Source organism: Phycicoccus sp. Soil803 (assembly GCF_001429685.1).
Taxonomy (GTDB): Bacteria; Actinomycetota; Actinomycetes; order Actinomycetales; family Dermatophilaceae; genus Pedococcus.
On sequence record NZ_LMST01000001.1, the window covers coordinates 4,037,303 to 4,062,183 of the forward strand.

23 protein-coding genes and 1 tRNA gene are annotated in these 24,881 nt (G+C 71.6%); 10 read left to right on the forward strand and 14 right to left on the reverse strand.

Annotated elements, in window-relative coordinates:
* The first annotated feature begins 158 nt into the window (after positions 1 to 158).
* The 5 genes from ASG95_RS18755 (at position 159) to ASG95_RS18775 (ending at position 5,147) form a co-directional block, all read left to right on the forward strand.
* Positions 159 to 950 carry an SDR family NAD(P)-dependent oxidoreductase gene (locus ASG95_RS18755; RefSeq protein ID WP_057378445.1) on the forward strand — a complete coding sequence of 264 codons (792 nt, stop codon included), beginning with the start codon at positions 159 to 161 and terminating at the stop codon, positions 948 to 950.
* A gap of 94 nt (positions 951 to 1,044) precedes the next feature.
* Positions 1,045 to 2,172, forward strand: a complete 1,128-nt coding sequence (locus ASG95_RS18760; protein WP_057378446.1) for a DUF5938 domain-containing protein — start codon at positions 1,045 to 1,047, stop codon at positions 2,170 to 2,172.
* A gap of 5 nt (positions 2,173 to 2,177) precedes the next feature.
* Positions 2,178 to 3,749 (forward strand): long-chain fatty acid--CoA ligase, encoded by a 1,572-nt coding sequence (locus tag ASG95_RS18765; RefSeq protein ID WP_057378447.1) that lies wholly within the window; start codon positions 2,178 to 2,180, stop codon positions 3,747 to 3,749.
* Positions 3,750 to 3,823: 74 nt separating this feature from the next.
* Positions 3,824 to 4,183 (forward strand): hypothetical protein, encoded by a 360-nt coding sequence (locus ASG95_RS18770; protein ID WP_057378448.1) that lies wholly within the window; start codon positions 3,824 to 3,826, stop codon positions 4,181 to 4,183.
* A 115-nt stretch (positions 4,184 to 4,298) separates the two neighbouring features.
* Entirely contained in the window at positions 4,299 to 5,147 is an 849-nt protein-coding gene (locus ASG95_RS18775) for a hypothetical protein (RefSeq protein ID WP_057378449.1), read from the forward strand.
* Between the two features lie 161 nt (positions 5,148 to 5,308).
* Here ASG95_RS18775 and ASG95_RS18780 read toward each other — a convergent pair whose 3' ends face one another.
* Positions 5,309 to 6,088 (reverse strand): SH3 domain-containing protein, encoded by a 780-nt coding sequence (locus tag ASG95_RS18780; RefSeq protein ID WP_157582252.1) that lies wholly within the window; start codon positions 6,086 to 6,088, stop codon positions 5,309 to 5,311.
* Between the two features lie 434 nt (positions 6,089 to 6,522).
* On the opposite strand from ASG95_RS18780, the gene ASG95_RS21655 reads away from it, so the two are divergent.
* Positions 6,523 to 6,849: a hypothetical protein gene (locus ASG95_RS21655; RefSeq protein WP_162259426.1), complete on the forward strand. Its 327-nt coding sequence runs from the start codon at positions 6,523 to 6,525 to the stop codon at positions 6,847 to 6,849.
* Positions 6,842 to 8,362, forward strand: a complete 1,521-nt coding sequence (locus tag ASG95_RS18790) for an RNA polymerase sigma factor (RefSeq protein WP_057378452.1) — start codon at positions 6,842 to 6,844, stop codon at positions 8,360 to 8,362. Before ASG95_RS21655 ends, ASG95_RS18790 begins: the two co-directional genes overlap by 8 nt.
* A 523-nt stretch (positions 8,363 to 8,885) precedes the next feature.
* Here ASG95_RS18790 and ASG95_RS18795 read toward each other — a convergent pair.
* Together ASG95_RS18795 and ASG95_RS18800 are read right to left on the reverse strand one after the other, a co-directional pair.
* Positions 8,886 to 10,652 carry a GAF domain-containing SpoIIE family protein phosphatase gene (locus ASG95_RS18795; protein ID WP_057378453.1) on the reverse strand — a complete coding sequence of 589 codons (1,767 nt, stop codon included), beginning with the start codon at positions 10,650 to 10,652 and terminating at the stop codon, positions 8,886 to 8,888.
* A gap of 123 nt (positions 10,653 to 10,775) precedes the next feature.
* On the reverse strand, positions 10,776 to 11,408 hold the full coding sequence (locus tag ASG95_RS18800; RefSeq protein ID WP_200961940.1) for a L,D-transpeptidase family protein: 633 nt from the start codon (positions 11,406 to 11,408) through the stop codon (positions 10,776 to 10,778).
* Between the two features lie 379 nt (positions 11,409 to 11,787).
* On the opposite strand from ASG95_RS18800, the gene ASG95_RS18805 reads away from it, so the two are divergent.
* Complete coding sequence (locus ASG95_RS18805) at positions 11,788 to 12,363, forward strand: dienelactone hydrolase family protein (RefSeq protein WP_057378454.1); 576 nt, start codon at positions 11,788 to 11,790, stop codon at positions 12,361 to 12,363.
* A 4-nt stretch (positions 12,364 to 12,367) separates the two neighbouring features.
* Here ASG95_RS18805 and ASG95_RS18810 read toward each other — a convergent pair whose 3' ends face one another.
* Entirely contained in the window at positions 12,368 to 13,270 is a 903-nt protein-coding gene (locus ASG95_RS18810) for a TIGR03560 family F420-dependent LLM class oxidoreductase (RefSeq protein WP_057379002.1), read from the reverse strand.
* Between the two features lie 288 nt (positions 13,271 to 13,558).
* On the opposite strand from ASG95_RS18810, the gene adhP reads away from it, so the two are divergent.
* Positions 13,559 to 14,575 carry an alcohol dehydrogenase AdhP gene (gene adhP / locus ASG95_RS18815; RefSeq protein WP_057378455.1) on the forward strand — a complete coding sequence of 339 codons (1,017 nt, stop codon included), beginning with the start codon at positions 13,559 to 13,561 and terminating at the stop codon, positions 14,573 to 14,575.
* Between the two features lie 65 nt (positions 14,576 to 14,640).
* Here the strand turns inward: adhP and ASG95_RS18820 are convergent.
* Positions 14,641 to 14,714 (reverse strand) — tRNA-Thr (locus ASG95_RS18820).
* Positions 14,715 to 14,820: 106 nt separating this feature from the next.
* Between ASG95_RS18820 and ASG95_RS18825 the strand changes: the two genes are divergently transcribed.
* On the forward strand, positions 14,821 to 15,615 hold the full coding sequence (locus tag ASG95_RS18825; protein ID WP_056921716.1) for an SIMPL domain-containing protein: 795 nt from the start codon (positions 14,821 to 14,823) through the stop codon (positions 15,613 to 15,615).
* Positions 15,616 to 15,632: 17 nt separating this feature from the next.
* Here the strand turns inward: ASG95_RS18825 and ASG95_RS18830 are convergent, their stop codons facing one another.
* From ASG95_RS18830 to ASG95_RS18870, 9 genes are all read right to left on the reverse strand, one after another.
* Positions 15,633 to 17,177: an alpha/beta hydrolase gene (locus ASG95_RS18830; RefSeq protein WP_057378456.1), complete on the reverse strand. Its 1,545-nt coding sequence runs from the start codon at positions 17,175 to 17,177 to the stop codon at positions 15,633 to 15,635.
* A 34-nt stretch (positions 17,178 to 17,211) separates the two neighbouring features.
* Positions 17,212 to 18,351 carry a DNA polymerase III subunit delta' gene (locus tag ASG95_RS18835; protein WP_056921714.1) on the reverse strand — a complete coding sequence of 380 codons (1,140 nt, stop codon included), beginning with the start codon at positions 18,349 to 18,351 and terminating at the stop codon, positions 17,212 to 17,214.
* Positions 18,348 to 18,965 carry a dTMP kinase gene (gene tmk / locus ASG95_RS18840; RefSeq protein ID WP_056921713.1) on the reverse strand — a complete coding sequence of 206 codons (618 nt, stop codon included), beginning with the start codon at positions 18,963 to 18,965 and terminating at the stop codon, positions 18,348 to 18,350. Before tmk ends, ASG95_RS18835 begins: the two co-directional genes overlap by 4 nt.
* Positions 18,966 to 19,068: 103 nt before the next feature.
* Positions 19,069 to 19,953 carry an LPXTG cell wall anchor domain-containing protein gene (locus tag ASG95_RS18845; protein ID WP_056921712.1) on the reverse strand — a complete coding sequence of 295 codons (885 nt, stop codon included), beginning with the start codon at positions 19,951 to 19,953 and terminating at the stop codon, positions 19,069 to 19,071.
* A gap of 129 nt (positions 19,954 to 20,082) precedes the next feature.
* Positions 20,083 to 21,033, reverse strand: a complete 951-nt coding sequence (locus ASG95_RS18850; RefSeq protein ID WP_157582255.1) for an LCP family protein — start codon at positions 21,031 to 21,033, stop codon at positions 20,083 to 20,085.
* A gap of 176 nt (positions 21,034 to 21,209) precedes the next feature.
* Positions 21,210 to 21,800 carry a GNAT family N-acetyltransferase gene (locus ASG95_RS18855; RefSeq protein ID WP_056921710.1) on the reverse strand — a complete coding sequence of 197 codons (591 nt, stop codon included), beginning with the start codon at positions 21,798 to 21,800 and terminating at the stop codon, positions 21,210 to 21,212.
* Positions 21,801 to 21,891: 91 nt separating this feature from the next.
* Positions 21,892 to 22,665, reverse strand: coding sequence for a MerR family transcriptional regulator (locus ASG95_RS18860; protein ID WP_056921709.1), 774 nt, complete (start codon positions 22,663 to 22,665; stop codon positions 21,892 to 21,894).
* A 91-nt stretch (positions 22,666 to 22,756) separates the two neighbouring features.
* Complete coding sequence (locus ASG95_RS18865) at positions 22,757 to 23,962, reverse strand: hypothetical protein (protein WP_056921708.1); 1,206 nt, start codon at positions 23,960 to 23,962, stop codon at positions 22,757 to 22,759.
* Positions 23,955 to 24,812, reverse strand: a complete 858-nt coding sequence (locus ASG95_RS18870) for a DUF6065 family protein (RefSeq protein ID WP_056921707.1) — start codon at positions 24,810 to 24,812, stop codon at positions 23,955 to 23,957. The genes ASG95_RS18865 and ASG95_RS18870 overlap by 8 nt, the downstream gene beginning before the upstream one ends.
* Between the last annotated feature and the right edge of the window lie 69 nt (positions 24,813 to 24,881).

Sequence of the window (24,881 nt, forward strand, 5' to 3'; positions counted from 1 at the left end):
CGCGGTTGTCTTGACGAGTGTCAAGGAAACTCTTGACAGGTGTCAAGGGCGAAGAGCACGCTGAGCCCACGTCGGCCGGCTGCAGTCCCTGATGCGCAGCCGGCCGGCGTACTACCAGGCGGTCGACCCACGCCGCCCCGGAGGCAAAGGAGCCCGCCATGACCTCGATCGACCTCACCGGCCGCAAGGCGCTCGTCACGGGAGGGGCCCAAGGCCTCGGAGAGGGCATGGCGGCCGCGTTGGCCGCGGCCGGGGCGACCGTGATGATCGCCGACATCCAGGACGAGGGTGAGCAGACCGCCAAGCAGCTCGGCGACCAGCACGGCTTCGTGCGGCTCGACGTCACCGACGATGCCAACTGGGAGTCGGCCGTCGCGGAGACGGTCGAGCGCCTCGGGGGGCTCGACATCCTGGTCAACAACGCCGGCATCGAGATCACCAGCCTCATCACCGAGGTCGACGCGGACGACATCCGCAAGATGCTCGACGTCAACATCCTCGGCACGACCCTCGGCCTGAAGCACGGGCTCCGGGCGATGCGCCCGGGCGGCGCCGCGGGTCAGGGCGGCAGCATCACCAACGTCGCCTCGGTCGCGGCCAGGATCGCCTTCCCCGGCATCTCGGTCTACTCCGCCACGAAGTCCGCCGTCGACCGACTCACCCGCGTGGCGGCCATGGAGTCCGGCAAGCTCGGCTACGGCGTACGGGTCAACTGCATCTACCCCGGACTCGTCCCGACCGCCATGGGCGCCGGGCTGGCCAACGACGTGGCGGCACTGGGCCTCTTCCCGTCCCCTGAGGCCGCGGTCGGCGCGGTCATCGAGCTCACCCCCTCGGGCCGGCTCGGCCAAGTCGACGACATGGCCGACGCCGTCGTCTTCCTGTCCTCCGACGCCGCCAAATTCATCACCGGCGCCGGCCTGCCGGTCGACGGTGGCATGGGCATGTGACGCCGGCGTCCTCGACGCTCCGACGCCCTCACGACGTACCGCTGCCACGCGGCATACCCCTCCTTGAGTTCGACTGTCCTGAAAGGCATTTGGCATGAGCGACAAGCCCGTCATCGTCTATGGAGCGTCCGGATACACCGGTCGACTGATCTGCGAGTACCTCCGCGAGTACAACGTCCCCTTCACCGCGGCCGGCCGGGACGCCGGGAAGCTCAAGTCGTCGATGGAGACCAACGTCGCGGGGATCGAGACCGCGCAGTACGAGGTGGCCACGACCGAGCACACCGTCGAAGCGCTGACCGAGCTCTTCCGCGGCGCCTCCGTCGTCTGCAACACGGTGGGCCCGTTCGCGCGCTACGGCCCCGAGGTCGTCGAGGCCTGTCTCGCTGCCGGCGTCCACTACCTCGACACCACCGGCGAGCAGGACTGGGTCATCACCTGCGACGAGAAGTACGGCGCCGACTTCGCGGCGGCCGGCCTGCTCCTCGCACCCGGTGTCGCGCAGATGTACACCACCGGTGAGATCGCCGCCCAGCTCTGCCTCGAGAAGCCGGGCCTCGACACCCTCGACATCGCCGTCTTCTGGGGAGGCAGCCCGACCATCGCCTCGACACAGACGATCCTCGTCAACGCCGCCATGTCGGCCGCGCACTACCTCGAGCAGAACACCTACCAGCCGTGGGACCCCGAGGCCGGCCTCTACCAGCTCTCCATCCCCGGCCAGCACGAGCTCGCCCTGGCCCTGCCGTGGGGCGGCACCTCCCACCCGGTGTGGTTCCGGAAGGACCCGCGGGTCGCCACCGTCCGCGCCCTCGGAGGCGTGTTCAACCGGCCGCTCATGCTCGGGGTGCCGCAGATCGTGGCAGCCGCGCTGGAGGCCACGAAGGACATGGACCTCGACGCCAAGTACGACGCCCTCGACGCGACCGCGGCCCAGGTCATGAACCAGATGCCACCGCGCGAGAACCCCCGGCTCAACAAGTCGCTCGACTCCGTGCACGCCTCCGGCCCGCTCGGGCGCGCGCACTGCGTCATCCACGGCAACAGCAACTACAAGCAGACCGGCCTGCTCCAGGCGTATGCCGCGTACTCGCTGCTGCAGCAGGCTCCCAGGACGGTGGGCTTCGCATCCGCGTCCCAGGCCTTCGGTCACCGCGAGCTGCTGGGTGCCCTGCGGGCGTTCGGCCTGGTGATGGAGCCGGTCCTCACGGTCGAGAGCTGACCCGCATGCGGGTCGTCGACTACCTCGACAAGGGCGCCTCCCTCGATCCCAGCGCGGCCTGCCTCACCACCGACGGCCAGACCATGACGTATGCCGCGGTGCAGGCGTTGTCGCACCGCGTCGCCTCCGCGCTGCGCGCCAGTGGGGTGGAGCCGGGCGACAAGGTCGCCATCCTGTCGGCGAACGACCCGGTCGCCTTCACGTGCGTCTTCGGGATCAGCCGGGCGGGCGCGGTGTGGTGCCCGATCAACCCGCGCAACGAGGCCGCCGAGAACCGGGAGCTGCTCGACCTGTTCGACTGCACGGTCGTCGTGTTCCAGGAGTCCTTCGCCCCGCTGGTCGAACGGATCCGCGCCGACCTGGCGAAGGTGCACACCTGGGTGTGCCTCGACGCCGCACCAGGCGACCCCGTCGCCGGGGCCCTGGGCTGGGACGAGTTCCTGGCCCGGGGCGCCGACGCCGCCAAGACCGACGACACCGAGCCAGACCTGCCGGCCGTCGACGACCTGGCCATGATCGTCGGCACTGGAGGCACGACCGGACGCCCCAAGGGTGTGATGCTCACCGGCACGAACCTCGAGACCATGACGGCGTTGACCTTGATGGGCTACCCGTTCGACGGCCGACCGGTCTACCTGGCGCTCGCGCCGCTCACCCACGCGGCCGGGGTGCTCTGCTTCCCGATCCTCTGCCGTGGTGGCGAGGTCGTCATCATGCGGCGCCCCGACGTGGGCGGCTTCCTCCAGCTGCTCGAGCGGCACCACGTCACCCACACCTTCCTGCCGCCGACACTCATCTACATGGTGCTCGGCCACGACGCCCTCGACGCGACGGATCTCTCGTCGTTGCAGTGCTTCTGGTACGGCGCGGCACCGATGTCGGCCACGCGGCTCGAGGAGGCGCTGACTCGCATCGGGCCGGTGATGGCGCAGCTCTTCGGCCAGACCGAGGCGCCGATGATGGTGTCGATGATGCCCCCGGCCGACCACTTCCGACCCGACGGCTCGGTCGCGGTCGAACGGCTGTCCTCGGCCGGCCGGCCGGCACCGCTGGTGACCGTCGCCGTCATGGACCTCGACGGACGACTGCTGCCGCGCGGTGAGCGTGGCGAGATCGTCGTGCGGTCCTCGCTCGTGATGCCGGGGTACTACCGCAACCCCGACGCGACGGCGGAGGCCTCGCGGTTCGGCTGGCACCACACCGGCGACATCGGCTACCTCGACGACGACGGCTTCCTGTTCATCGTCGACCGGGCCAAGGACATGATCATCACCGGTGGCTTCAACGTGTACTCGACGGAGGTGGAGCAGGCCCTCATGCAGCACCCCGACCTCCAGGACTGTGCCGTGATCGGGCTGCCCGACGACAAGTGGGGCGAGCGCGTCGAGGCGGTCGTCCAGGCCCTGCCGGACCGCACCGTGGACCCTGCCGAGGTCATCGCCTTCGTGAAGGCGCGGATCGGCGGCGTCAAGGCTCCCAAGGCGGTGCACGTCTGGGCCGAGCTGCCCCGCTCGAAGGTCGGCAAGGTGCTGAAGAGCGAGATCAAGGCCGAGCTGGGGTCGCTGGTCGACGGCTAGCCGACCGCACCGGCGACAGCCGCGCCCGCGTTGGGGAACCGTCACGATCGAGCGGGTGCCGCGTCTCTTGGTGCATGCCCGCACCCCAGACCACGACCCACACCACCCCTCCCCGTCCTCGATACCGCCCTGGGTCGGATGCGCGGTTCAGGCAGCGCATCGGCGACATCACCCTGAGCCCTGACACCGTGGCGACCCCCAGCGGCCTGTCGTCGACCAAGCAGGTCGAGTGGCAGATCGACGACGGCAGCACCCCAGCGCACGCCTCGGAGGCCGACCCCGGCGGAGTCCCCGGCGTCGTCGGTACGGTGCGGGTCACCGCGACCGGTCCCGGGTGGAAGCACGTCACCGCCGTGCCGGTGTCCACGCTGGACGAGGTCACCGCCATCTACGCCAAGGTCCTGCACGCACGTCGGCTGGCCTACCAGCGCTGAGCCGACGCGGAGCGGGGGCTGCGCTCCTCCGTGACGGACCAGGTCAGTCACGCTCCGTCACGTCCGAGCTCCTGCGACGTCCCTCGAGGAAGGAAGCTCGACGAGAGGAGTGCGGGTGCGCGCCGTGGGGGACCCCGGGGTCGACAAGGTGGACTGGCCCCCCGAGCTGCGCGTCTTCAAGACCGCGGACACCACGCACTACGTGGTCGCGACGGCGACCTCGGCCCGCAGCTGCGCCACGTGTTCGAGGCCGTTCGACAGCAACGACCGCAGGTCCCTGACCGTCGAGGTGCGGGTCCCCGACCCACCCCCGCCCGAAGCCGGCTTCCGGTACCGGCGGTTCTCGGCCGAGGTGCACCACCGGTCCTGCCAACCACCCCGGCTGCAGGTCGTCACCGCGCCCGTCGACGCGACCACCACCGACCCCTACACCGGGGAGTCGGACATGCACTACGCCCTGCTCCCGCCCTCCGGCACCGACGGTGACGACCTGCCGGGTCTGGTCTTCACGACGCCGGACCCCATCGTCCACCGCGAGCTCGAGCAGGCGGAAGGTCGCTCGGCCTGGATCTCGACCTACCTCGAGCTGGGGTTCGAGCTGTTCGCCATCGACGAGCTCGGCTGGATCACCGCGCATGCGACCATCACGGCCACGGTCCAGGGCGCCCTCGACGGCGCGCTCTTCTCGCTCACCGGCACCGTCGACGGCCGGGAGGTGTCCCTCCTGGAGTGGACCCGCAGCGGCGACCACCCGGCATACCGGCGGTGGCGGCGAGCCGTGGCGGCCTCCGGCGCACTCTTCGTGCTCTATGGCGAGTATGTCCACGTCGACGCGGACTCGGGGGCCGTCGACCTGGCGCCGGGTGGCCGGCTCGGGGACATCGTGGCCGCCGTGGTGCGCGTCGACGTCGTGCCGCGCAGCGGCGCGGCCGACCGCGCGTGCGGGTCTGGATGGTCACCGTGAGTGAGTCGCGCGGATCGGCCTGACGTCGTCGCGTCACACTTCGGCCGATGAGCCGTCTCCACCATTGACCTGTCATCGGGGGATGCAGGTTGCCGGAAACGGCGGGCGGGCCTGCAACCGCCCGCCGTTTCCTACCCCGCCTCGGGGAGTGCAGGGTCGGCCTAGGCGGGGCGGCCAGCCAGGAGGCGCCGCACGGGGGGTGCCAGCCCTGCGGGGCAACCGCCCATGACGACCCGGCCCAGGATGATGGTCGCCCCACAGTCCGCGGCCCGCTCCATCCCCCGGACACTGCCGAAGACCTCGAGCGAGTGCCTGAAGCCGCCGTAGCGGATCTGCCTGACGTGGATCGCCTCGTGGGCCATCACCAGCTTGGTCTTCGACCAGGTCATCCCCGGCTGGATGTAGACGGTCGACTGCGCTGGTCCAGAGCTCTGGAACACGGTCAGTCCCCGGACGTTCCCGCGGGTGTGCCTGCGCGCGTGGTCCATCGTCCATCGGGCGTTCCCCGCCGGGTCGATGGCGCGGACCCAGGCGCTGAAGCTTCCCTGTCCCGCACGCGCGGCCTTCGAGCCGTCGACTGGGCAGGTGACAGACAGGGAGATCCAGCCGGCCGCGCGGATCCGCAGCCACCCCCGGCTCGTCGTCCCGCGTACCGTCGTCCCCCGCTTCAGGGTCGTCACCACACGGTGGGAGAGACCGGGGCCGGAGCGCACGTTCGCCACGCGCACGCAGACGCGACGGGCCTGCCGGGCCGAGGAGGTCGAGGCGAGCTGCCCCGTGGAGGCGCGGGTCACCGGCTGGTCCGGGTCGGCCGAGGTCGCCCAGGCCCCTGACGTCGCCGACACCGCCGCGGTCGCCGAGGCCCCCGAGGTCGCCGACCTCGCTGAGGTCGCCGGGGCGCCCGCCTTGGCGGCATCGAACGACGGGACGGAGAGGGCCACGGCCACGGCCGCGGCGCAGTACGAGCCGCGCAGGCGTCGCCCGGTTGAGCGGCGGTGGGATGAGTGGTCGTGGTGCCGGTGTGGAGCGAGCGGGCGATCGCCCCGGCAGGTCCTGGTTGACGTTGCGAAGCTCATGCGAAGTCACACCTCTTCCAGGCATAGCGGACTCCCTCGAGAGCTGGTCGCCCACGAGAGCCGTGCTGACCCCGCTTCGCCGAGCGCCGCACCATGCCTGCCGCGACTGACGAGAGGGAGCACGTGGCGGGAACGGAGGAAACGAGCGTCACTCCCTAGACAGCCTGGGCCAGTCGGGCATTACGGGACCCGGGTCCTGACCTCGATCCGGGTCGGGGGTGGCGGCGTCATGAATCGCTCGCTGGGGAGTCTTGATGCGTGTAGGGGCAGGCTCCTTCGGCGAACGAGGATGTGGGTAGGTGAGTGAGTCGCAGCTTCCGCACGGCGCGGGCGACATGGAACGCATTGCGCGAATCATGTACTCGATGGAGATCGACGAGATCGACATGCCCCACGTCGTCGTGACCAACATCCACGGGTGCCCGCTGGCCACCTACTCCGGTCCGTACGCCAACGGTCTCGCCGCCCTCGCGGTCGCCGAGGCCGAGCGTCGCGCGGATGTCGCGGCGGGGGAAGCCGGCGACGTCCACTTCAGCGTGGCGCCCCTCTATCCGGGTTTGGACCTCCACGAGCTGCAGGAGCAGCCCGCCCGCGCCGAGCCCGAGGCGGGCCCCGACTGTGGATGACCCGGAGGACCAGACTCCCGACGCAGTCCTGCTGGACCGCCTCCGAGCCGGCGACCGCGAGGCTGCCGTCGACCTCTGGACCAGGCACTACCCTTCCGTGCTGCTGGCTGCCCGACGGGTGACACGACAGCCGCGCGACGCCGAGGAGATCGCCTCGGACGCCTTCTCCGGGATGCTGTCCGCCCTGTCCGGCGGTGCCGGACCCACGACATCGGTCCGCGCCTACCTCGTGACCTCGGTGCGCAACCTGGCGGCGAGCCGGGCCACGCGCTCGTCGGCCGGCGACGTCATGACCGACGACGTGGCCCTCTTCGACAGGCCGACCGCCGACACGACCGCCCACATGAGCGAGCTCCAGCTCGTCCGCGTCGCCTTCGCCGAGCTACCCCAGCGGTGGCAGGTCGTGCTGTGGCGCACGGCGGTCGACAAGGACAGCAACATCGAGGTCGGCCGAGCCATGGGACTGTCACCCAACGGTGTCGCAGCGCTGGCCAAGCGCGCCCGACGCGGCTTCCGGCTGTCCTACCTGCGCGCCCACCTCTCCGACCGAGGGGTGGAGGCCCAGTGCAAGCCCTTCATCGACGGGCTCGCGGACCTGTCCATCTCCGACGTGGACTCACCACCCGCGCTGGTGGCCCACGTGGCGAGCTGTGTCGCCTGCACGCGCCGCATCGACGAGCTCCAGGTGGTCAACCTCAACTTCGCCGGCATCGTCGGCCCCGCCGTCCTCGGCCTCGTGCCGTCAAAGCTGCTGGTGGCAGCGGCGGGCGTCGGAGCAGCCGGCGTGGGAGCAGGCGGGAGCGCGGGCGCCCTCGTCGGGGCCCAGGGGCCGTCGTTGAGCGTCTGGGGCTTCCGGCCGGGCGCTCGCTGGGCGGTGGGCTCGGCCGCCCTCGCCGGAGCCGTCGTCGCGATCCTGCTCGCCGGGCGACCCGAGGCAATGACCGCGCCACCGGTCGCACAGCCCCTGCAGACCGTGCCGCTCCCTCCGGTCACCTCGCTCACAACCACGGCTCTACTGAAACCGACCCCGAGCACGACAACACGGACGAGGTCGTCCGCCCCGGTGCCGTCGGTCGCGAAGCCTTCGCGCCCGGGGCCGGCGCCCACCCCGGTCGCCGCCACGTCACGTCCCCCTGTTGTCACCTCCACGACCACCAGTCCGGCCCCGCGCACCGGCCCGCTGACCGTCGACCTCGCCCTCGCCGGCCCGCGGTCCGACACGTCGATCGGTGTGTCCGCGTCGGCCCAGGGCGTCGAGGGTCCGGTTCGCCTCACGCTTCAGCTTCCCGGCGGAGTGACCATGGCGGGGGCCGGCGGCGACTGGGGTTCCTGCACGCAGAGTCAGGACGTCGTGACCTGCACCGCCGGACCGGCTTCAGACGGTCGATGGAGCGGCACGATCCACACCGTCTGGGCTGCGGATGCCCGCGGTCAGGTCCGCGCCACCGTGGAGGGCACCTACGCCAACGGGTCGCCGGCGACGGGCACGGTCGGGACCACCTGGCCGCCGTGAGGCCCTGCTCTCGGCGCACGTTCTCGTCGCCGCCCTGGTCGCGGTGGACGCGTCGCGCCCAGCGACGTCTACGCCGCCCACCACTTGGTGCACGAGACCACCCAGTGGGGATCGACCGTCCCCTGGGACGGGCGGCGTGATCCCCTGCGACCACGCCGCCCACCCCTAGGACGTCCAGCAGGTCTACTCGTGACGCGAGGCGTCCGCAGCGACTCCAGAAGCGCGGCCAAGGTGGGTTTGTCGTGGGGACGTCAGAACGACGGGCGCCCCCGGGGTGAGGGGGTTGGGGCGCCCGCCGCTCTTGACCGACGGCGGCCCAGTTGGTCCGGGGGTGGACTGGTGGGTGCCGTCCGCGACCGACCACTGGCTGGGTGGCTCCGGTCAGGTACTAGGACGCGCCGACCCCGACCCGCCTTACGCGACGCTTGGTCAACGCGACAAGAGTTCACCTGTTCGTCACGGGCTCCACCCTCGCGCAGGACCCAGCCGGGCCGAGGTCACGACGGGGACGACCCGGGGGAGGCTAGGCGAGACGGCGAAGCGCAACGGCGGCGACGTCGTCGTCCTGCGTCTCGTCCCTGACCATCGCGACAAGGCGGCCGAGCGCCGTGTCCAGGCCATCCTCGGCGAGCGCGCTGAGCGCCCCGGTGAGCCGGGCTCGACCAGCGTCGATGTCCTCCGTGCGCCGCTCGATCAGACCATCGGTGAAGAGCAGGACCGTGTCGCCCGGGCAGAAGGTGACCCGATGGTGCTGACGGGCGCCCGCGGGGATCCCGAGGGGGCCTCCGTCAGCGGAGGGGAGCTGTGCGACCGAGAGGTCTGATCGGAGCAGGGTCGGCGCCGGGTGACCCGCGTTGGCCACCAGGAGCGTGTCCGTCGAGGGATCGAGGAGCAGGTAGAGCAGCGTGACGAGCTGGTCCTCACCGTAGGCGGCCATCATCAGGTCGAGCTTGCTGAGCACGGCGTCCGGCCGCGAGTCGACCGCGAGGTAGGCCCGCACCGAGGCCCGCATCTGGGCCATCGCCGCCGCGGCCTCTACTCCGCGGCCCATCACGTCACCGACGAAGAGCGCGACCCGTCCTCCAGGCAGGGCGAGCACGTCGTAGAAGTCGCCACCGACACCGGTGCGACCCGAGGCCGAGTAGTACGCCGCGACGTCGCACTTCTCAAGCACGGGAAGGGCGAGAGGGAGAACGGCGTGCTGAAGTCGCACCGACACGGCCAGCGTCTGGCTGTGCAGATCCGAGTTGTCGATGGACACAGCGGCCCTGCGGGCGAGCTCCTCGGCGAAGTCGACGTCGTCCTGGGAGTAGCGGATCTGCGACTCTGCCCGGACCCACGAGATCACGCCGATGGTCCGTCCGCGGGCGATCAGTGGCACGGTGATCGCACTGTGCAGCGTCAGCTCCCGGGCAATGCGCAGGTGTTCCTCGTCTCGCGCCGCCGCGACGAGCATCTCGTCGGTGATCTGGGCGATGAGCTCGCTGCGGCCCGTCTTCATCACCTGCCACGGGCCGGCCCCTGAGTCCGGGTCGCTCGGGTAGCGCTCGGCGAGCTCGTGGGCGAACTCGACCTTGGCCGGGTCGACGTGGGCCACGGCGAGGCGGCGCAGGCGGTTGTCCTTGACCAGGTCGATCGCGCACCAGTCCGCGAACGTGGGGACCGCCAGCTGGGCCACCCGCGCCAGGGTGGACTCGTAGTCCAGGCTGCTCGCGAGCTCCGCCGAGGCCTCCGCGAGGAACGACAGCTGCGCCTGCCGCTCGGTTGCCCGGTCCTCGGCCTGGATGCGGAGGAGAGCCTGGGCGCAGCTGTCGGCGAGGATGTCGAGGAAGTCCAGCTCCGCTGCCTCGAACTGGCGCTGCCCCGGAAAGGAGAGGCCGATGGCGCCCAGCGTTCCGCTCGCGGTGTTCAGCGGGAGCCCGAGGATGGAGCGCTCACCTCGGTCGATCCGGGGCAGGTCGGGGTAGGCCCGGAGGATCTCTTCCCGACCGACGAGCATGAGGCGCCGTCGCGAGCGGATGACATCCGCGGCGGGCGTGGAGGTGCTCAACGGGTACGAGGCGTAGGCCTCGGCATCGCCGTCCATCCCACCCCAGAGTCCGGCGAGCCGAACCTCGTCCGGTTCGACTCGCAGGCTCAGGGAGGCGATGGTGGCCCCCACCGCCGCCGCGCTGTGCTCGACGACGATCTTGGTGACTGCGTCTGCGGTGGTTGCCTCGATCAGCTCCGCCGTGACCCGGGCCAAACCCGTGAGCCGCTCACCCAGAGCGTCGCCGGATGCCGAGGTCATGCCGAATGATTGCAGCACGGGGCCCCCAGGACTGGACCTTTGGCAGAACTGAGCGGCGGCATGCAGGTCGGCGACGTCCCCGTCCTGTCGTCAGCCATTCCGATACCTGTGCGACGCCGCGCCTCAGCGACTGAGCTGGGCCGCGGCGCCCATGACGACGACCGGACGCGCTTGCGGTGACAGGTGCAGCAACAGGTAGCGCATGGCTGCCCTGGGCAGCGAGACACAGCCGTGCGTGGGACCGCCGTGGTCGACGTGCAGCCAGATGCCACCCCCACGACCGGCGCCAAGAGGTCGGGTGAAGTCGAGCGGCGTCCTCCCCGCCGCCCGGTTGTAGTTCACTGCGATGACGTAGTCGAACGCGTCCGCCGTCGAGTCACCGAAGCCCGCCTGCGGCGCAGGAGGAGTGAACGCGGTCGACTGGTCATAGGGCAGCTTCGACCCCGGGTCGGCCTTGCGCCCTCCCGCGTCCGTCAGGCCGAACGTGCCGACCGGCGTCCTGAGGTCTCCCTCGACGTGGTGGGTGCTCCAGCCGCGCTTGCCGACGTGCCCCTGCCAGGTGGCCCGGGGCAGCCAGTCCGCCCCGACCCGCTCGTAGAACTGGATCGTGGCGGCGTTCGACCCCGTCGTCGTCCCACGGACGATGACGACCTGGCTCGTCGTGTCGGCAACGGTGCCGAGCGTGCGCGACCCGAGTGGGAGGGTGCGTGGGACATCAGCTCCCGTGCTCGAGGACGATGGTGTGGGGTCGGGCACGGCTGAGTTGGCACCACTCGTGGGCGTGTCCTGCGACGCGCCGTCAGCGGTCGCGAGGGCGGATGCCTGATGCCCTGCAGGAGGCGGCACATCGCGGAACGGTCCAAGCCCGAGCCCGGCAAGGGCGCCGACAGTGACAGCCGACCCGGTCGTGAGGGTCACGGCCAGTCGAACCGGCCGCGGCACCTCGAGCCACCGCGGGCCAGGGGGTCGGCGGCCCGGTCGGTGGCGGCCCCGTCCGCTCGATGCGGAGCGTCCGTCACGCGACATGGCCCGAGTGTATTGCGCGGGGCTGGGCACGGGGTCCACCCGAGCCGGCTGCGAAGCTTCGCCCCGAAGGCGGACGCAGATCGTCCGCAACCGCCCGTAGCGTGAGGGCATGACCGACATCCTCCTGCTCCACCACATCCAGGGGCTCACGCCCGGCGTCATCGAGCTCGCCGACCGGCTGCGCGAAGGCGGCCACACCGTCCACACACCCGACGTCTTCGAGGGCCGCACCTTCGACTCGATCGAGGACGGCGCGGTCTACTGCCGCGAGGTCGGCTTCGACGAGATGCGCCAGCGCGGCATCCGCCAGGCCGCAGACCTGCCAGAGCGGATCGTGTATGCCGGCCTGTCCCTGGGCGTGATGGCCGCCCAGTGGCTCGTGCAGAACCGTCCCGGAGCGCTGGGTGGGCTGTTCTACCACGGTGTCATCGACCCCGCGGAGTTCGGCGCGTGGCCGGACGGCACGCCCGCACAGGTGCACGCGATGGATGCCGACCCTGAGTTCATCGACGCCGGCGACCTCGAGATGGCGCAGCCGTTCCTCGACTCGCACGACGAGGTCGAGCTGTTCCTCTACCCCGGCAACGGTCACCTGTTCACGGACAGCTCGCTCGCGGCATACGACGAAGGGGCCACCAAGCTCGTCGTCGAACGCTCCCTGGGCTTCCTCGACCGCGTCGGCTAGAGCCCTACGACTGGGTGGCCACCAGCGCCGCCCCCAGACCGTCGAGGGTCTCGAGGCGCTGAGCGCCGCGACCGAGGTCGCTGGTCAGCACGATGTACTCGTCGACACCGACCTCGGCGTAGGCGGCGATCCGCTCGGCGACCTCGCCGGCCGATCCCGCGATCGCGGCCCGTCCGCTCGCGCCGTGTTCCTCGAGGAACGCCTGAGCCCGAGCCGGGTCGTCGGTGACACACACCATCGACTGCGTCGACCGCTCGATGCTCCTGGGGTCGCGGCCGATCCGCTCGCAGTGCGCATCGAGGACGGCGGCCTTGTCGGCCACCTGCACGGGGCTCCCCCACATGTTCCACCGGTCGGCGTGCTCGGCGACGATGCCCAACATCCGAGGGCCCTTGGCCCCCACCAGGATCGGGACGTGGTCCTGGTGGGGCTTCGGCTCGCAGGGTGCGTCCCGGACCTGGAAGAAGCGGCCCTCGACCGTCGTCCGCGGCTGGGTGAGCAGTCCCTGCACGACGGCCAGCCCCTCGACGAACCGGTCCACCCGCTCCCCGGGCGATCCCAACGGCAACCCGTATGCCGCGTGCTCGTGTTCTTCCCAGCCGGCACCCAGGCCGAGGACCAGCCGGCCGGCGCTGAGCTGGTCGACGGTGGCGGCCCAGTTGGCGATCACAGCGGGGTGTCGGTAGGTGACGGACAGGACCAGGGTGCCGAGCCTGATCCGCTCGGTCGCCGCCGCGAGGGCGGCGAGGGTCCCGGTCGCCTCCAAGAGGGGCGACTCGGGCGCGGAGTGGGTGATGAAGTGGTCCTCGACGTAGACCGTGTCCCAGCCGGTGACGTCTGCGTGCGTCACGAGGGCCCGCAGCTCGGGCCAGGGTTCGTCGAGATCAGGCCAGATCGAGAACCGCATGCAGGCCAGCATCGCACGGCGCCGCTGGCGCTCAGGCCGCCTGGTGCTCGCAGGTGACGGCCCACCTGACGTGGTGGCCTCAAGGGCGAACTCGCCGAGCGAGTCGGCGAGCCTCCTGGGGGCGGGCGTGGCGACCTGCGCCCCTACAGGCTCGCACCACGATGTCACGCGCCGTGCGGGCAGTGGCTCCTCGGTCTTGGGACCTTCGCCCCTGACGGCGCGCGCGGGCGGGCGGTGAGGTGGTGGGCGTACTGCTCGACCACCACGAACACCAGAAGGAGAACTGCCATGAAGGCAGCTGTCGTCACCAGCTTCGACGCACCCCTTGCCCTCGAGGAACGCCCCGTGCCCACCCCGGCTGCCGGGCAGGTTGTCGTCCAGATCGAGGCTTCAGGCCTGTGCCACACCGACATCCACGCGGCGCACGGCGACTGGCCCGTGAAGCCGACTCCGCCGTTCGTCCCGGGTCACGAAGGTGTCGGCCTCATCACCGCCGTGGGCGCCGACGTCACCCGGCGCTCGGTCGGTGAACGCGTGGCCATCGCCTGGCTGGGTCATGCCTGTGGTCACTGCGACCACTGCATCAGCGGCTGGGAGACGTTGTGCGAGCAGCAGCGCAACAGCGGCTACTCGGTCGATGGCGCGTTCGCCGAGTATGCAGTCGCAGACGCCGACTACGTGGTGCCGGTACCTGCGGAGGTCAGCGCCTTCGACGCCGCACCGCTCACCTGCGCCGGGGTGACGACCTACAAGGCGATCAAGGTCGCCAACATCGTGCCCGGCGAGCGCGTCGCCATCTTCGGCGTCGGAGGACTGGGTCACCTCGCGGTGCAGTACGCCCGCCTGGTCGGCGCCGAGGTCATCGCCGTCGACCTGACCGAGGAGAAGCTCCAGCTGGCCCGCGAGCTGGGTGCCGACCACACGGTGAACGCCGCGACCACTGACCCGGTGCCGGCCATCGCCGAGCTCGGCGGCGCCGACGTGGCCGTGGCCCTGGCGGTCACTCCCAAGGCCTTCGAGCAGGCCTTCGCGACCCTGCGTCGCGGTGGCCGCCTGGTGTGCGTCGCCCTCCCGCCCGAGAGCGACGGACCGATGCACCTGCCGATCTTCGAGACCGTCCTCAAGGGCATCTCCGTGATCGGTTCGATCGTCGGCACCCGCCAGGACCTGGCTGAGGTCTTCAGGCTGCATGCCCTCGGCCGCACGCGGGTCATCGCCGAGAGCCGCAAGCTCGACGAGGTGAACGAGGCGATCGAGGACGTCCTGCACGCCCGCACGGCCGCGCGGCTCGTCTTCCAGTTCTGAGCGACCGCCGCCAGTCGCGCATGAGCGCAGCAACGGCCCCCCAGTCACTGGGGGGCCGTTCGCTGAGCCTCCTATCGGAATCGAACCGATGACCTATTCATTACGAGTGAATCGCTCTGGCCGACTGAGCTAAGGAGGCGGGTGCCCGAAGGCACGGACGATGAGTATACGGATGACCCGGCAGATTTCCGAACCGGCTCGACCGGCCCGTGGAACCGAGCCACGCGGCATACCGTCCCACCCCCATGAGCACCCAGCAGATGTCCCGTGGAGCGGTCGCCGCGGCGACCGCGGCGATGCTCGGAGCGGCCTTCTGGGTCGGCTCCCACTCCGGCCGGGAGGCCTCGGCCGCACCCCTCGTCTCCTACCCGATCGCGACCAACCCCGGCACCCCCGGCTACCCGACGAGCACGCCCGGCATCACCGTCACCGGCACCTCCGAGGTCGCTGGCAAACCGGACACACTGCGCCTGGACCTCAGCGTCCAGACCCGCGGTGACACCGTGGCCAAGGCCCTCGAGTCGGCCAACACCATCACCGCGCGGGTCCAGTCGTCCCTGACGAGGAACGGCGTGGCCGGCAAGGACGTCCAGACCTCCAACCTCCAGGTCCAGCCCGAGTACTCCTACCCCACGAACGGCAGCCCGGTGGTCAAGGGCTACACCGTCAGCGAGGGCGTCACCGCTACGCTCCGCAACCTCGGCAAGTCGGGCAACGCGATCTCCGCCGCCGTCAGCGCCGGCGGAAATGCCGTGCAGGTCAACGGGATCAGCCTCGACCTCGAGGACAACGGCAAGCTCCTCAGCACCGCCCGCGACCGCGCCGTCGCCAACGCGAAGACCAAGGCCGAGCAGTACGCGAAGGCCTCCGGACGCGACCTCGGCGCGGTCGTCAGCATCTCCGAGACGATCTCCGACCCGCCGCCGGTGGCCTACGACGTGCGCGCCATGGCCAGCAAGGACAGCGCGTCACCGGTGCCGATCCAGCCCGGCAGCGAGAACGTCGGCGTGACGGTCACCGTCGTCTACGCCTTCCGCTGAGCCCAGCGGCATGCCCCTCAGCACTTCGTGTTGTCGGCCGGGATCTTGCCCTTCGTGTAGTAGTCGTTGACGGCGTTGTCGATGCACTTGTTGGACGAGGTGTAGGCCGTGTGGCCGTCGCCATCGAAGGTCAGCAGCCGTGCGTTGGCCAGCTGGTCGCGCTCGCGCACCGCCCACTCGTAGGGCGTCGCGGGATCGCGGGTCGTGCCGATCACCACGATCGGACCACTGCCCTCGGCACTGATCTTGCGCGGACCCGGGCCGGCCTTGACCGGCCAGCTGCTGCACGTGGCGGCACCCCAGGCCAGGGCCGGGCCGAAGACAGGGGCCTTCACGCTCGCCTTGGCGACGAGGTCCTCGTAGTACTTCGGGTCCGGGCTGCCCGGGTTGTCGAGGCAGCTGATGGAGTAGAACGCCTCGAGCAGGTTGGAGGTGTACTTGCCGGTGGAGTTGCGCCGGGCGTACTGGTCGGAGAGCAGCATCAGCTTGGTGCCGTCGTCCTGGGTGACGACTTGGCGCAACGCCTCGGTGAGCGGCTTCCACAAGCGGGTGTCGTACATCGCCTGGGCAACCCCGAGTGTGGCCCAGCCCTCGGTGAGCTCGGACTCCCGGGCGTCGCGCATCGGCACGGGAGTGGCATCGAGCCGCTTCAGCAGGTCGCCCAGCCCCGACATCACCGCGGACTCCGAGTCACCGAGCGGGCAGCCGCCCCGCCTCACGCAGTCCTTGGCCCACGAGTGCGCCGCGCGCTCGAACCCCTCCGCCTGGCCGACGGCCGTCTCCTCCCAGGTGAGGTCGGGCGGCAGCACCCCGTCGAGGACGAACCGCCCGACCAGCTGGGGGAACAGCCCGGCGTAGACCGCCCCGAGCTGGGTGCCGTAGGACTTGCCGAGGTAGTTGAGCTTGGCGTCGCCGAGGGCCGACCGCAGGATGTCCATGTCCTTGGCCGTCTCGACCGTGGAGATGTGGCCGAGGAGGGGGCCGGTGCGCTGGAGGCAGCCGTCGGCGAGCACCTTCATCGAGTCGAGGTACTTCGTCACCTCGCTCGAGTCGTCGGGCGTGGGGTCCTGGGCGAGGAAGCCGTCCATCTCCTCGTCGGACAGGCAGTCGACCGGGCTCGAGCGCTGCACTCCCCTCGGGTCGAACCCGACGACGTCGAACCGCTGCCGCACCGGCCTGCCCACGATCACGTCCGCCGCACGGGCGTAGTCGATGCCGGACGCGCCGGGACCCCCGGGGTTCACGACCAGCGAGCCGAGCCGCTGGGACTTCTTGGTGGCCCGCATCCGCACCACCTGCACGGTGATCGCCTCGCCGGCGGGCTTGGCGTAGTCGAGCGGGACGGACAGCCCGGCGCACTCACCCAGGACACAGCCCTTCCAGGACAGCGTCTGCCCGTAGAACTTCGCGAGCGCCTCCGACCCGGCTGGGGGTGTCCTTGCTGCGCTGGGCAGGGGCGTGACGGCGGGCTCGGAGTCTCCGCCGGGCAACAGGGAGCAGCCGGACAGCCCCATGGTCAGCGCAGCGGCCACGGCCACCAGGACTCGTCCCCTCGCAGTCATGCGCTCGACCGTATCCCGAGCGGCTGGGGAGAACTCACCGCGGCACGCGCAGCGAGATCGCCATGGCCTCCAGGGCGAGCAGTGGGGCGACGTTGAGGCCGATGCGCTCACGGGCCGTGCCGATGGCGTCCATCGCCTGGAGCAGCTGTTCGGCGCTCATCGACCGGGCGACGCCCTGCACGATCGGCAGGCTGTCCTGGTTGACCAGCCCGAGGGCGGCCCCGCTGTGCAGGATCAGCGCGTCGCGGTAGACCGACAGCAGGTCGACGAGCGACCGGTCGAGCACGTCGCGAGAATGTCGGGTGGCCCGCGCCTTCTGCTCCTTCTCGAGGCCCGAGAGCTGGCTGCGGATGTGGGGCGGCTGGGTGCGCGCGGACGGGTCGGCCCCCAGCACCTCCATCAGCCGCTGACGCTCCGCCGTGTCGCGCTCGGCGGCGGCGGCCGTGGACTCCTCGTCGGCGATCGACGCCAGGTCGGCGGCGGCACCGATCGCGTCGCCCACGCCGTGGATCCGGCCCGCGAGGCTGATCACGTCGCGGCGACGGATGCGGGCACCCTCGTCGCGAGCCAGCCGACGCGCGAGGCCGACGTGGCTCTGGGCCGCTCGCGCGGCATACATGGCCATCGGCATCTCGACGCCGTCGCGACGGTGGAGGAGCTCGGCGACCGCTTCGGCGGGAGGGGTGCGCAGGCGCACGTGGCGCGACCGCGAACGGATCGTGATCACGACGTCCTCGAGCGAGGGGGCGCAGAGGATCCAGACGGTGCGGGGCACCGGCTCCTCGATCGCCTTGAGCAGGGCGTCGGCCGCCCGCTCGGTGAGCCGGTCGGCGTCCTCGACGATGATCACGCGCCACGGCCCCACCGAGGGCCGCAGCGCCGACATGGCAGCCAGCTCGCGGGCCTGCTCGACCTTGATCGAGAGCCCCTCGGTGGCGATGACGTCGACGTCGGCGTGGGTCCCCTCGACCGCCGTGCGGCACTCGCGGCACTCCCCGCACCCGCCCCGCGGACACTCCAGCGCGGCCGCGAAGGCGCGGGCCGCCACGGAGCGCCCGGACCCCGGTGGACCCGTGAGCAGCCAGGCGTGCGTCATCGACGCGGGGTCGGTGACGGCGCGCTCGAGCGTGGCGACGGCCGAGTCCTGGCCGATGACGTCGCGCCAGACGCTCACGGCAGGACCCCCATGCCGCGCAGCCGCTCGACGACCCGGGCGTGGATCTCGTCGGGGCTGAGGGTGCCGTCGACGACGACGTAGCGCTGCGGGTTGCCCTGCGCCATCGCGAGGTAGTGGGCCCGGATCGCCTCGTGAAAGGTGTCTTCCTCGGCCTCGAGCCGGTCGTGCACGTCTCCGCGCCGGCGCCGCCCCTCGGCCGCCGAGACGTCGACCACCACGGTCAGGTCGGGCACCAGGTCGTCGACCGCCCACATGTTGAGGTCGTGGATCTCCTGGGCCCCGAGATCGCGCCCGGCCCCCTGGTAGGCCACCGACGAGTCGGTGTAGCGGTCGGTGAGGACGACCTCGCCCCGGTCGAGCGCCGGCCGGATGAGCTGGTCGACGTGGTGCGCCTTGTCGGCGGCGAACAGCAGGGCCTCGGCCCGCGGGGCGACGTGGTCGCCGTGGAGCACGAGGTCGCGGATCTCACGACCCAGCGTGGTGCCGCCCGGTTGGCGGGTCACCGTCACGGTGCGGCCGGCGGCCTCGAGGGCTTCGCGCAGCAGGGCCACCTGGGTGGACTTGCCTGCGCCGTCGCCGCCCTCGAAGGCGATGAAGAGTCCGTCGGTCACGGGCCGAGCCTAGGCCAGCGGACGGACAGGACCTGCGCGCGAGGTGTGCCGCGTGGCCGACTGGGCCACGCGGCACACCTCGACGGGTGGTGGAGCGGGTGGGTCAGGAGGTGCGGCGACGGACGCCGTAGGCACCCGCACCGACCAGCACCAGGGCGGCCCCCAGGCCGGCCAGGGGCAGGTTGTCCGAGCCGGTCTCGGGCAGGGTCGGGCGGGCTGCTGCGGCGGCCGGAGCCGCGGCCGGGGCCGGGGCCGGGGCGGCGACAGCGGCGGCGAGGACGGTGAAGTCACCGACGCCGAACGCGGTCGGGAACTCGTCCGAGTCGGGGTCGCTGAGGGCGGCCTCGAGGTCCGAGATGCCACAGGCGACCACGGCGAAGGCGTTGCCGGTCTCGGCGCTCTTGGGGACGGTGCCGGTGTAGGTGATGTCGCCGTTCGCGGCGGGGACGACGCTGTCCATCAGGAACGGCTCGTCGGCGTCCTCGTTGCCTGCGGCGACCGCGGCGACCTCGGTGCCGGCCGGGCAGGTGGCCTCGATCGTGAGGCGGGCACCGATCCGGACCTTGGACGGCGAGACGGTGACGTCGATGACCTCGAGGTCGGGGAGCGCGAGGATGAACACGTCCTCGGAGGCCGTGCCGACCGAGTCGCCGTCGGCGTAGACGAAGCAGTCGACCGTGACGGTGGCGTCGCCCTCGGCGTCGGACACGTCGAGCGTGGACTCCCACGTGAGGTCGGTGGCGACGTCGACGGAGTCCTCGGCGACGACGTCGTCCTCGACCGTGACGGTGACGACGGCAGAGGTGCTGCCGTCGGCGCAGGTGCCCGAGGACTCCAGGGGCTCGTCGGCGAAGACGACCCCGTCCTCGGACTGGACGACGATGGTGGTGTCGGTGGCGGCGGCCTGGGCGGCGCCGCCGGACAGCAGCACCCCACCCAGGGTGAGCGCGGCGACAGCGGCAGTGGTGCGGAGACGAGCAGAGAGCACGGTGGAGTTCCCCCGGTGGTGTGGTTGTTGACCCTTCGACCGCGAAGGCTAGCGATCGTGACGCGCAGACCCACCCACTTCGGGAAAGTCTTCGGGGTGTCGCGGACAAACCCACCCAAAGGGACGAGATCAGCCGGTTGCGGAGGCCGCGCAGCCGGCGCTGACCAGCGGCTCCAGGGCCCGGGTCGTCTCCGGGGTGACGAAGGCGAACGGGACCGCGGTCCCCTTGGCCCGAGCCGGCACCGTCACCTGGCGGCCGGCGGCCAGCGCATCCTGCAGGGACCGCCCCAGGGCGACCAGGCCGACCGGGCCGAGGTCGGCGTCCCGGCGCAGCCGCGGACCCACCGACCAGGCCGCCCGCTGGAGCGTGACCGGGTCATCGAGGCGCGCGGCGACCTGGGTGAGGACGTCCTTGGCGTGGGCGGTGCGGGTCGGGTCGGCCGTGGTGTCGCCGACCCACCGGCCGTCGACGAGGACCTGCGGGCTCCGCGAGCGCACCCAGGCGAGCGCCCCCCGGCCGTCGAGGTGGTGCACACCGGAGTTGGACAGGTCGAGCCGCGCGCGGACGTCGCGCGTCGGCCGGTCGACCCGGACGGTGACCCCGCCCGTCGCGTCGACCAGCTGGACGAGCGCCGCCATGTCGACGACCAGGACGTGGTCGACCCCGATCCCCAGGTCCTGGCACAACGAGTCGACCAGCGACTGAGGCCCGTCCTGCAGGGCGAGGCCGAGGCGGTGCGGGGACCCGCGCCGCTGGCCGACGTAGAGATCTCGCGGCAGGGAGTAGAGCGTCGCGCGGCCCTGGGCGTCCCCGCGCAGCAGGAGCACGAGGTCGGCGCGCTCCCCCGACGGCTGGTGGCGGTCGGCGTAGCGGGCCCGGTCCGCGGTGGCCAGGCGGTCGCGCGAGTCGGACGCGGCGAGCAGGTAGGTCGTGCCGTCGTCGGAGCCGGGCGCCGTGACGGCGACGGTCGGCACCCGATGAGTCACCACGAGGCCGTCGACCACCGCGGTGAGGAGCAGGAGGACGACCACTCCCGCCACTGCGAGGAGCAGCGTGCGGGGTCGGGGACGTCGGGACACAACGGACAGTGTGACGGACGAACCGCGCCCCCCCCGCAGCCCACGCCACTCGTGCAGCAACCTTTGCGGGCAGAGGGGTATGCCGCGTGGCCGGCTCGGGCACGCGGCATACCGCTGCGTTGGTCAGGCACCGAGGTGCGCCCCCTCGGCGTGCTCGCCCTCGCCGCCTCGCCCGGCTACGACGAGCGGGACGCCGCCCACTCCGCCGCGGTCACGGCATACAGGTAGTCGTCCATGCGGGGGTGTCCCCCGCCCTCGCTGCCCGCGGTGGTGACCCCGATCCGACGCAGCCCCACCTTCTCGAGCACCCGCTGCGACGCGACGTTGGGGACGAAGACGTCGGCCTGCACCATCGCCACTCCCAGCTCGGTGAAGCAGAGCCGCACGAGCGCCTCGGCCACCTCGGTGGCCAGACCCCGGCCGGCGCTCGCGGGGTGGAGGGTGTAGCCGATGAAGGCCGTCCGCATGCCGTTGTCGTCGGGCTCGAACCGGACCATGCAGTCCCCGACCACGGCGCCCTCCACCTCGATCACGAGTCCCAGCAAGGGGCGCGGGTGCCCGGGCCGGGAGCGCTCGAGGTTCTCGGCGATCCGCTCGTCGACGTCGGACGGGCTCATCGGCCCGCGCCCGAGGTAGGTCGTGACGTCCTCGCGGCCGCGGTAGGCGTGCACCGCGTCACGATCTTCCGGAGCGACCGGCCGCAGCGACGTGCGGCGGGTCCGGACCGGCCACGTCAGCGCAGCGAAGCCGACCGGTCCGGAGCCCATCCTCCGAGGGTAGGCCAGCGCCGGCCCCTGCTGCCCCCGGCGCCGGCGCCTCCCGCGGCCTCCCCCGGCCCTCCCGCGGCGCTCCCGCGGCCTACTGCTCCTGGCGGTCTGCGTTGGCGTAGATGGCGTCGCGGACGTAGAGCGCCATGCCCGGTCGGATCTCGTCGTAGGTCGCCGTGAACCTCGGGTCGCTCGTGTACATGTCGGCGAGGTTGCGGTGGAACTGGGGCGAGCAGTCGTAGAACCGCTCGTTGATGTTGCGCCGGTGGGCTTCGGCGGCATCCATCGCGGCGACACTGGTGGGCGGCTCCCCGGCGTCCATCGCGTCGGTGAAACCCCGGTGCAGGGCGTCGCTCTCGGCCTTCACGGCGGCCCAGTCGGCCTTCGTGTAGCTCTTGGTGCGCCGCTGCGACTCCTGCCACGCGTCGCTGTCACCCCACCGCTGCTCGGCCTCGGCGTGGGCGTCCTCGAACCCGTCGCCGAAGAGCTCCTTCAGGTCCTCGGTGGTGGCTTGTTCGTCGTTCATCGCTCTCTCCAGTGCTCGGTCGATGGCTGTGACGAGGTCGCTGATCTCGTCGAGCCGTTGCTGGACCGCTGCGCGCTGACGCCGCAGGTGCTGCTCGACGCTCTCGGGGTGGTCGAGGAGGAGGGCGATCTCCTCCAGGGCGAACCCGAGCCGGCGGTAGACCACCACGTGCTGCAGGCGCGTGAGGTCACCGTCGGTGTAGAGCCGGTAGCCCGCCCGCGATCGCTCGCTCGGCTGGACCAGCCCGATCTCGTCGTAGTGGTGCAAGGTCCGCACGGTCACGTCGAGCCGGTCGGCCACCTGTCCCACGGTGAGCAGGGTCTGCGTCCGCTCGGTCATGCGACCACTGTGCCGCCTCACGCCGCGTGAGGGTCAAGCCCCATTCCGCCCGGTCGCCCCCCGGCGGAGGGGTATGCCGCGTGGCGGCGGGTCAGCGGCTGCCGACCGACGGGATCGAGGAGACCACCCGCAGGCCCCACAGTGCCGCAGGCAGCAGCAGGAGACCCAGCGCCGCATAGCCACCTGCGACCCCGAGGCCGGCCACGGCGAAGCCACCGAGGCCACTGGCGGCGCCGACGCTCCACGACATGAACGAGCCCACCGCCACGGTCTCCGAGGCCGGGGTGTGCTCGGTGAACGCGGCGATCATCCCGAGGAACCAGACCCCTAGCCCGCCGATCAGGGCGTTGGCCGCGACGCCGTAGAAACCCCGTCCGAGCGAGTCGGCAGGGTGCTGGAACGCGACTCCCATCCCGGCGCCGAGGATCATCAGCGACACCGCCGACGCGACCGCGAGCCGGAGGCTGCCGCCCAGCCGACTGAACAGCCCGATCTTCGTGGCGATCAGCGCGGCGATCGCACCGCCGGCGGGGGACGCCGCCATCACGAACGGGAGGAGCGGGCCACTCGTCACGGCCGGGCTGGCGGCCTCCGGCACGCTGGCCACGAGCGCTCCGATCCAGGTCACCACCGCGAGCATCCGCAGCACGGGGCTCGACCACACGACCCGGGCCGCGTTGCCGAAGGTCTCGGCGGTGCCCTGGCCGATCGGCCGGGCCGCCATCGGCCCGAACCTGATGGTGGCGATCACCAGGCCGGCCACCGTGAAGCTGAGCGCGTCGATGACCAGCGCGGACCGTGGGCTCAAGGATGCCGCGAGCGCCCCGCCGGCGGCCAGGCCGAAGACCTGGACCGCTTGGGTGAAGGACCCCACCGTGCCGTAGAAGCGGGCCCGGACCGCGTACGGGACGGCCTCGGTGAGGGCAGCCATCTGCACGCCGCGAGCGGCCACCCCGGTGGCGCCCAGCAGCGCCGCCGCCAGGACGGCGGTCGCGGCGCCCGGCGCGATGATGGCCGGCACGAGGGAGAGCACCCCGATGAGGTTGAGGACGAGCAGGACCCTGCGCCGCTGCCGGTGCTGGAGCCGCGGCGCGACGACCAGGGTCACCAGCAGGCCGGGCAGGATGTGCGCGGCCAGCACCATCGCCGTGCCCACGAGCTGGGTGGCGTTGTAGCCGACGACGAGCAGCGCGGCGAGCCCGACGTAGGTGCCGAGGCCGTCGATGACGTTGGCGATGGCCAGTCGGTAGGCATCCGGGTGGTTGCGCAGGCGGCTGGCGTCGGCCTCGTCAGTCACGCTGCTCCGAGGGTGGTCCCTCACGGTAGTGATCGGCCTGCAGGGCACGGTATGAGGCACGAGTGGTGGTCCGGTTGCTGCGGGCCAGCACGAACCGGTCCCACGCCTCGTCCGACCAGGCGTCGATCCCGGCGCCCGAGGTCCGGACGGGAGCGTTCTCCTTGGCGTAGCCGGCGACGGCGACCGGGTGGATGACCGCCATGGGCGAGTTGCGCGTGAAGCGCGCCACGGAGCCTTCGGAGCGCAGCCGCACCATGACCGGCAGCACCGTGCCGGACCAGGCCGTCTCGACGACGCCCTCGACGATCTCGTACTCGCCGCCCACCCGGGGCCAGTTCGGCACCGAACGGACCAGCATGGCCCAGCCGGGAGCGGTGACGCCGACGATCCCGCTGAGGTACTGGAACTCGCGGGGGTCGCCGAACGGGCTGGGGTCGATCAGGGGCATCTGGTCGAGGTCGATCTGCTCCGCCGCCGCCCGCCGCGCCGCGTCCTTGATCTCGAGGACCTCGTGCACCCGGGGGTGCCGTGGCCCGTCACCGATGATGGGCGACCAGGGGCCGATCTCGCTGCTCTCGTCGTCGATGTACGCCATGTCGAGGGCGTCACCCTGCCACCGCACGGCGAAGGACACCGCCGGGGTGAGCACCCAGCCGATGGAGGACGCGGTCGTGATCGGGGGACAGCGCTGGACGGCCACCAGGGGCAGCGCGTTGGGAAGGACCTCCCGCGCGGGACGAGGCAGGGGCGCGTCGGGGTAGAGGCTGTAGAACTCGGCGTCAGGACCGCGCTGGGGCAGCGCGGAACGCCGCGGCGCTTCCTGGCGACTTTCGCCGTTGTCGTGTTGCACAGACCCTCATTTCGCTGACCCCCGTGAGAATGACTGACGGTGCAGCGAGGTGCAACCTGACACGTCCCT

Excerpts from the sequence above, each read along its gene's own strand:
- ASG95_RS18770 (WP_057378448.1), top strand. The coding sequence starts at position 3,824 with ATGCCCGCACCCCAGACCACGACCCACACCACCCCTCCCCGTCCTCGA.
- ASG95_RS18755 (WP_057378445.1), top strand. The coding sequence starts at position 159 with ATGACCTCGATCGACCTCACCGGCCGCAAGGCGCTCGTCACGGGAGGG.
- ASG95_RS18760 (WP_057378446.1), top strand. The coding sequence starts at position 1,045 with ATGAGCGACAAGCCCGTCATCGTCTATGGAGCGTCCGGATACACCGGT.
- ASG95_RS18795 (WP_057378453.1), bottom strand. The coding sequence starts at position 10,652 with ATGACCTCGGCATCCGGCGACGCTCTGGGTGAGCGGCTCACGGGTTTG.
- ASG95_RS18825 (WP_056921716.1), top strand. The coding sequence starts at position 14,821 with ATGAGCACCCAGCAGATGTCCCGTGGAGCGGTCGCCGCGGCGACCGCG.
- ASG95_RS18860 (WP_056921709.1), bottom strand. The coding sequence starts at position 22,665 with ATGACCGAGCGGACGCAGACCCTGCTCACCGTGGGACAGGTGGCCGAC.
- ASG95_RS18765 (WP_057378447.1), top strand. The coding sequence starts at position 2,178 with ATGCGGGTCGTCGACTACCTCGACAAGGGCGCCTCCCTCGATCCCAGC.
- ASG95_RS18855 (WP_056921710.1), bottom strand. The coding sequence starts at position 21,800 with ATGGGCTCCGGACCGGTCGGCTTCGCTGCGCTGACGTGGCCGGTCCGG.
- ASG95_RS18830 (WP_057378456.1), bottom strand. The coding sequence starts at position 17,177 with ATGACTGCGAGGGGACGAGTCCTGGTGGCCGTGGCCGCTGCGCTGACC.
- ASG95_RS18805 (WP_057378454.1), top strand. The coding sequence starts at position 11,788 with ATGACCGACATCCTCCTGCTCCACCACATCCAGGGGCTCACGCCCGGC.
- adhP (WP_057378455.1), top strand. The coding sequence starts at position 13,559 with ATGAAGGCAGCTGTCGTCACCAGCTTCGACGCACCCCTTGCCCTCGAG.
- ASG95_RS18810 (WP_057379002.1), bottom strand. The coding sequence starts at position 13,270 with ATGCGGTTCTCGATCTGGCCTGATCTCGACGAACCCTGGCCCGAGCTG.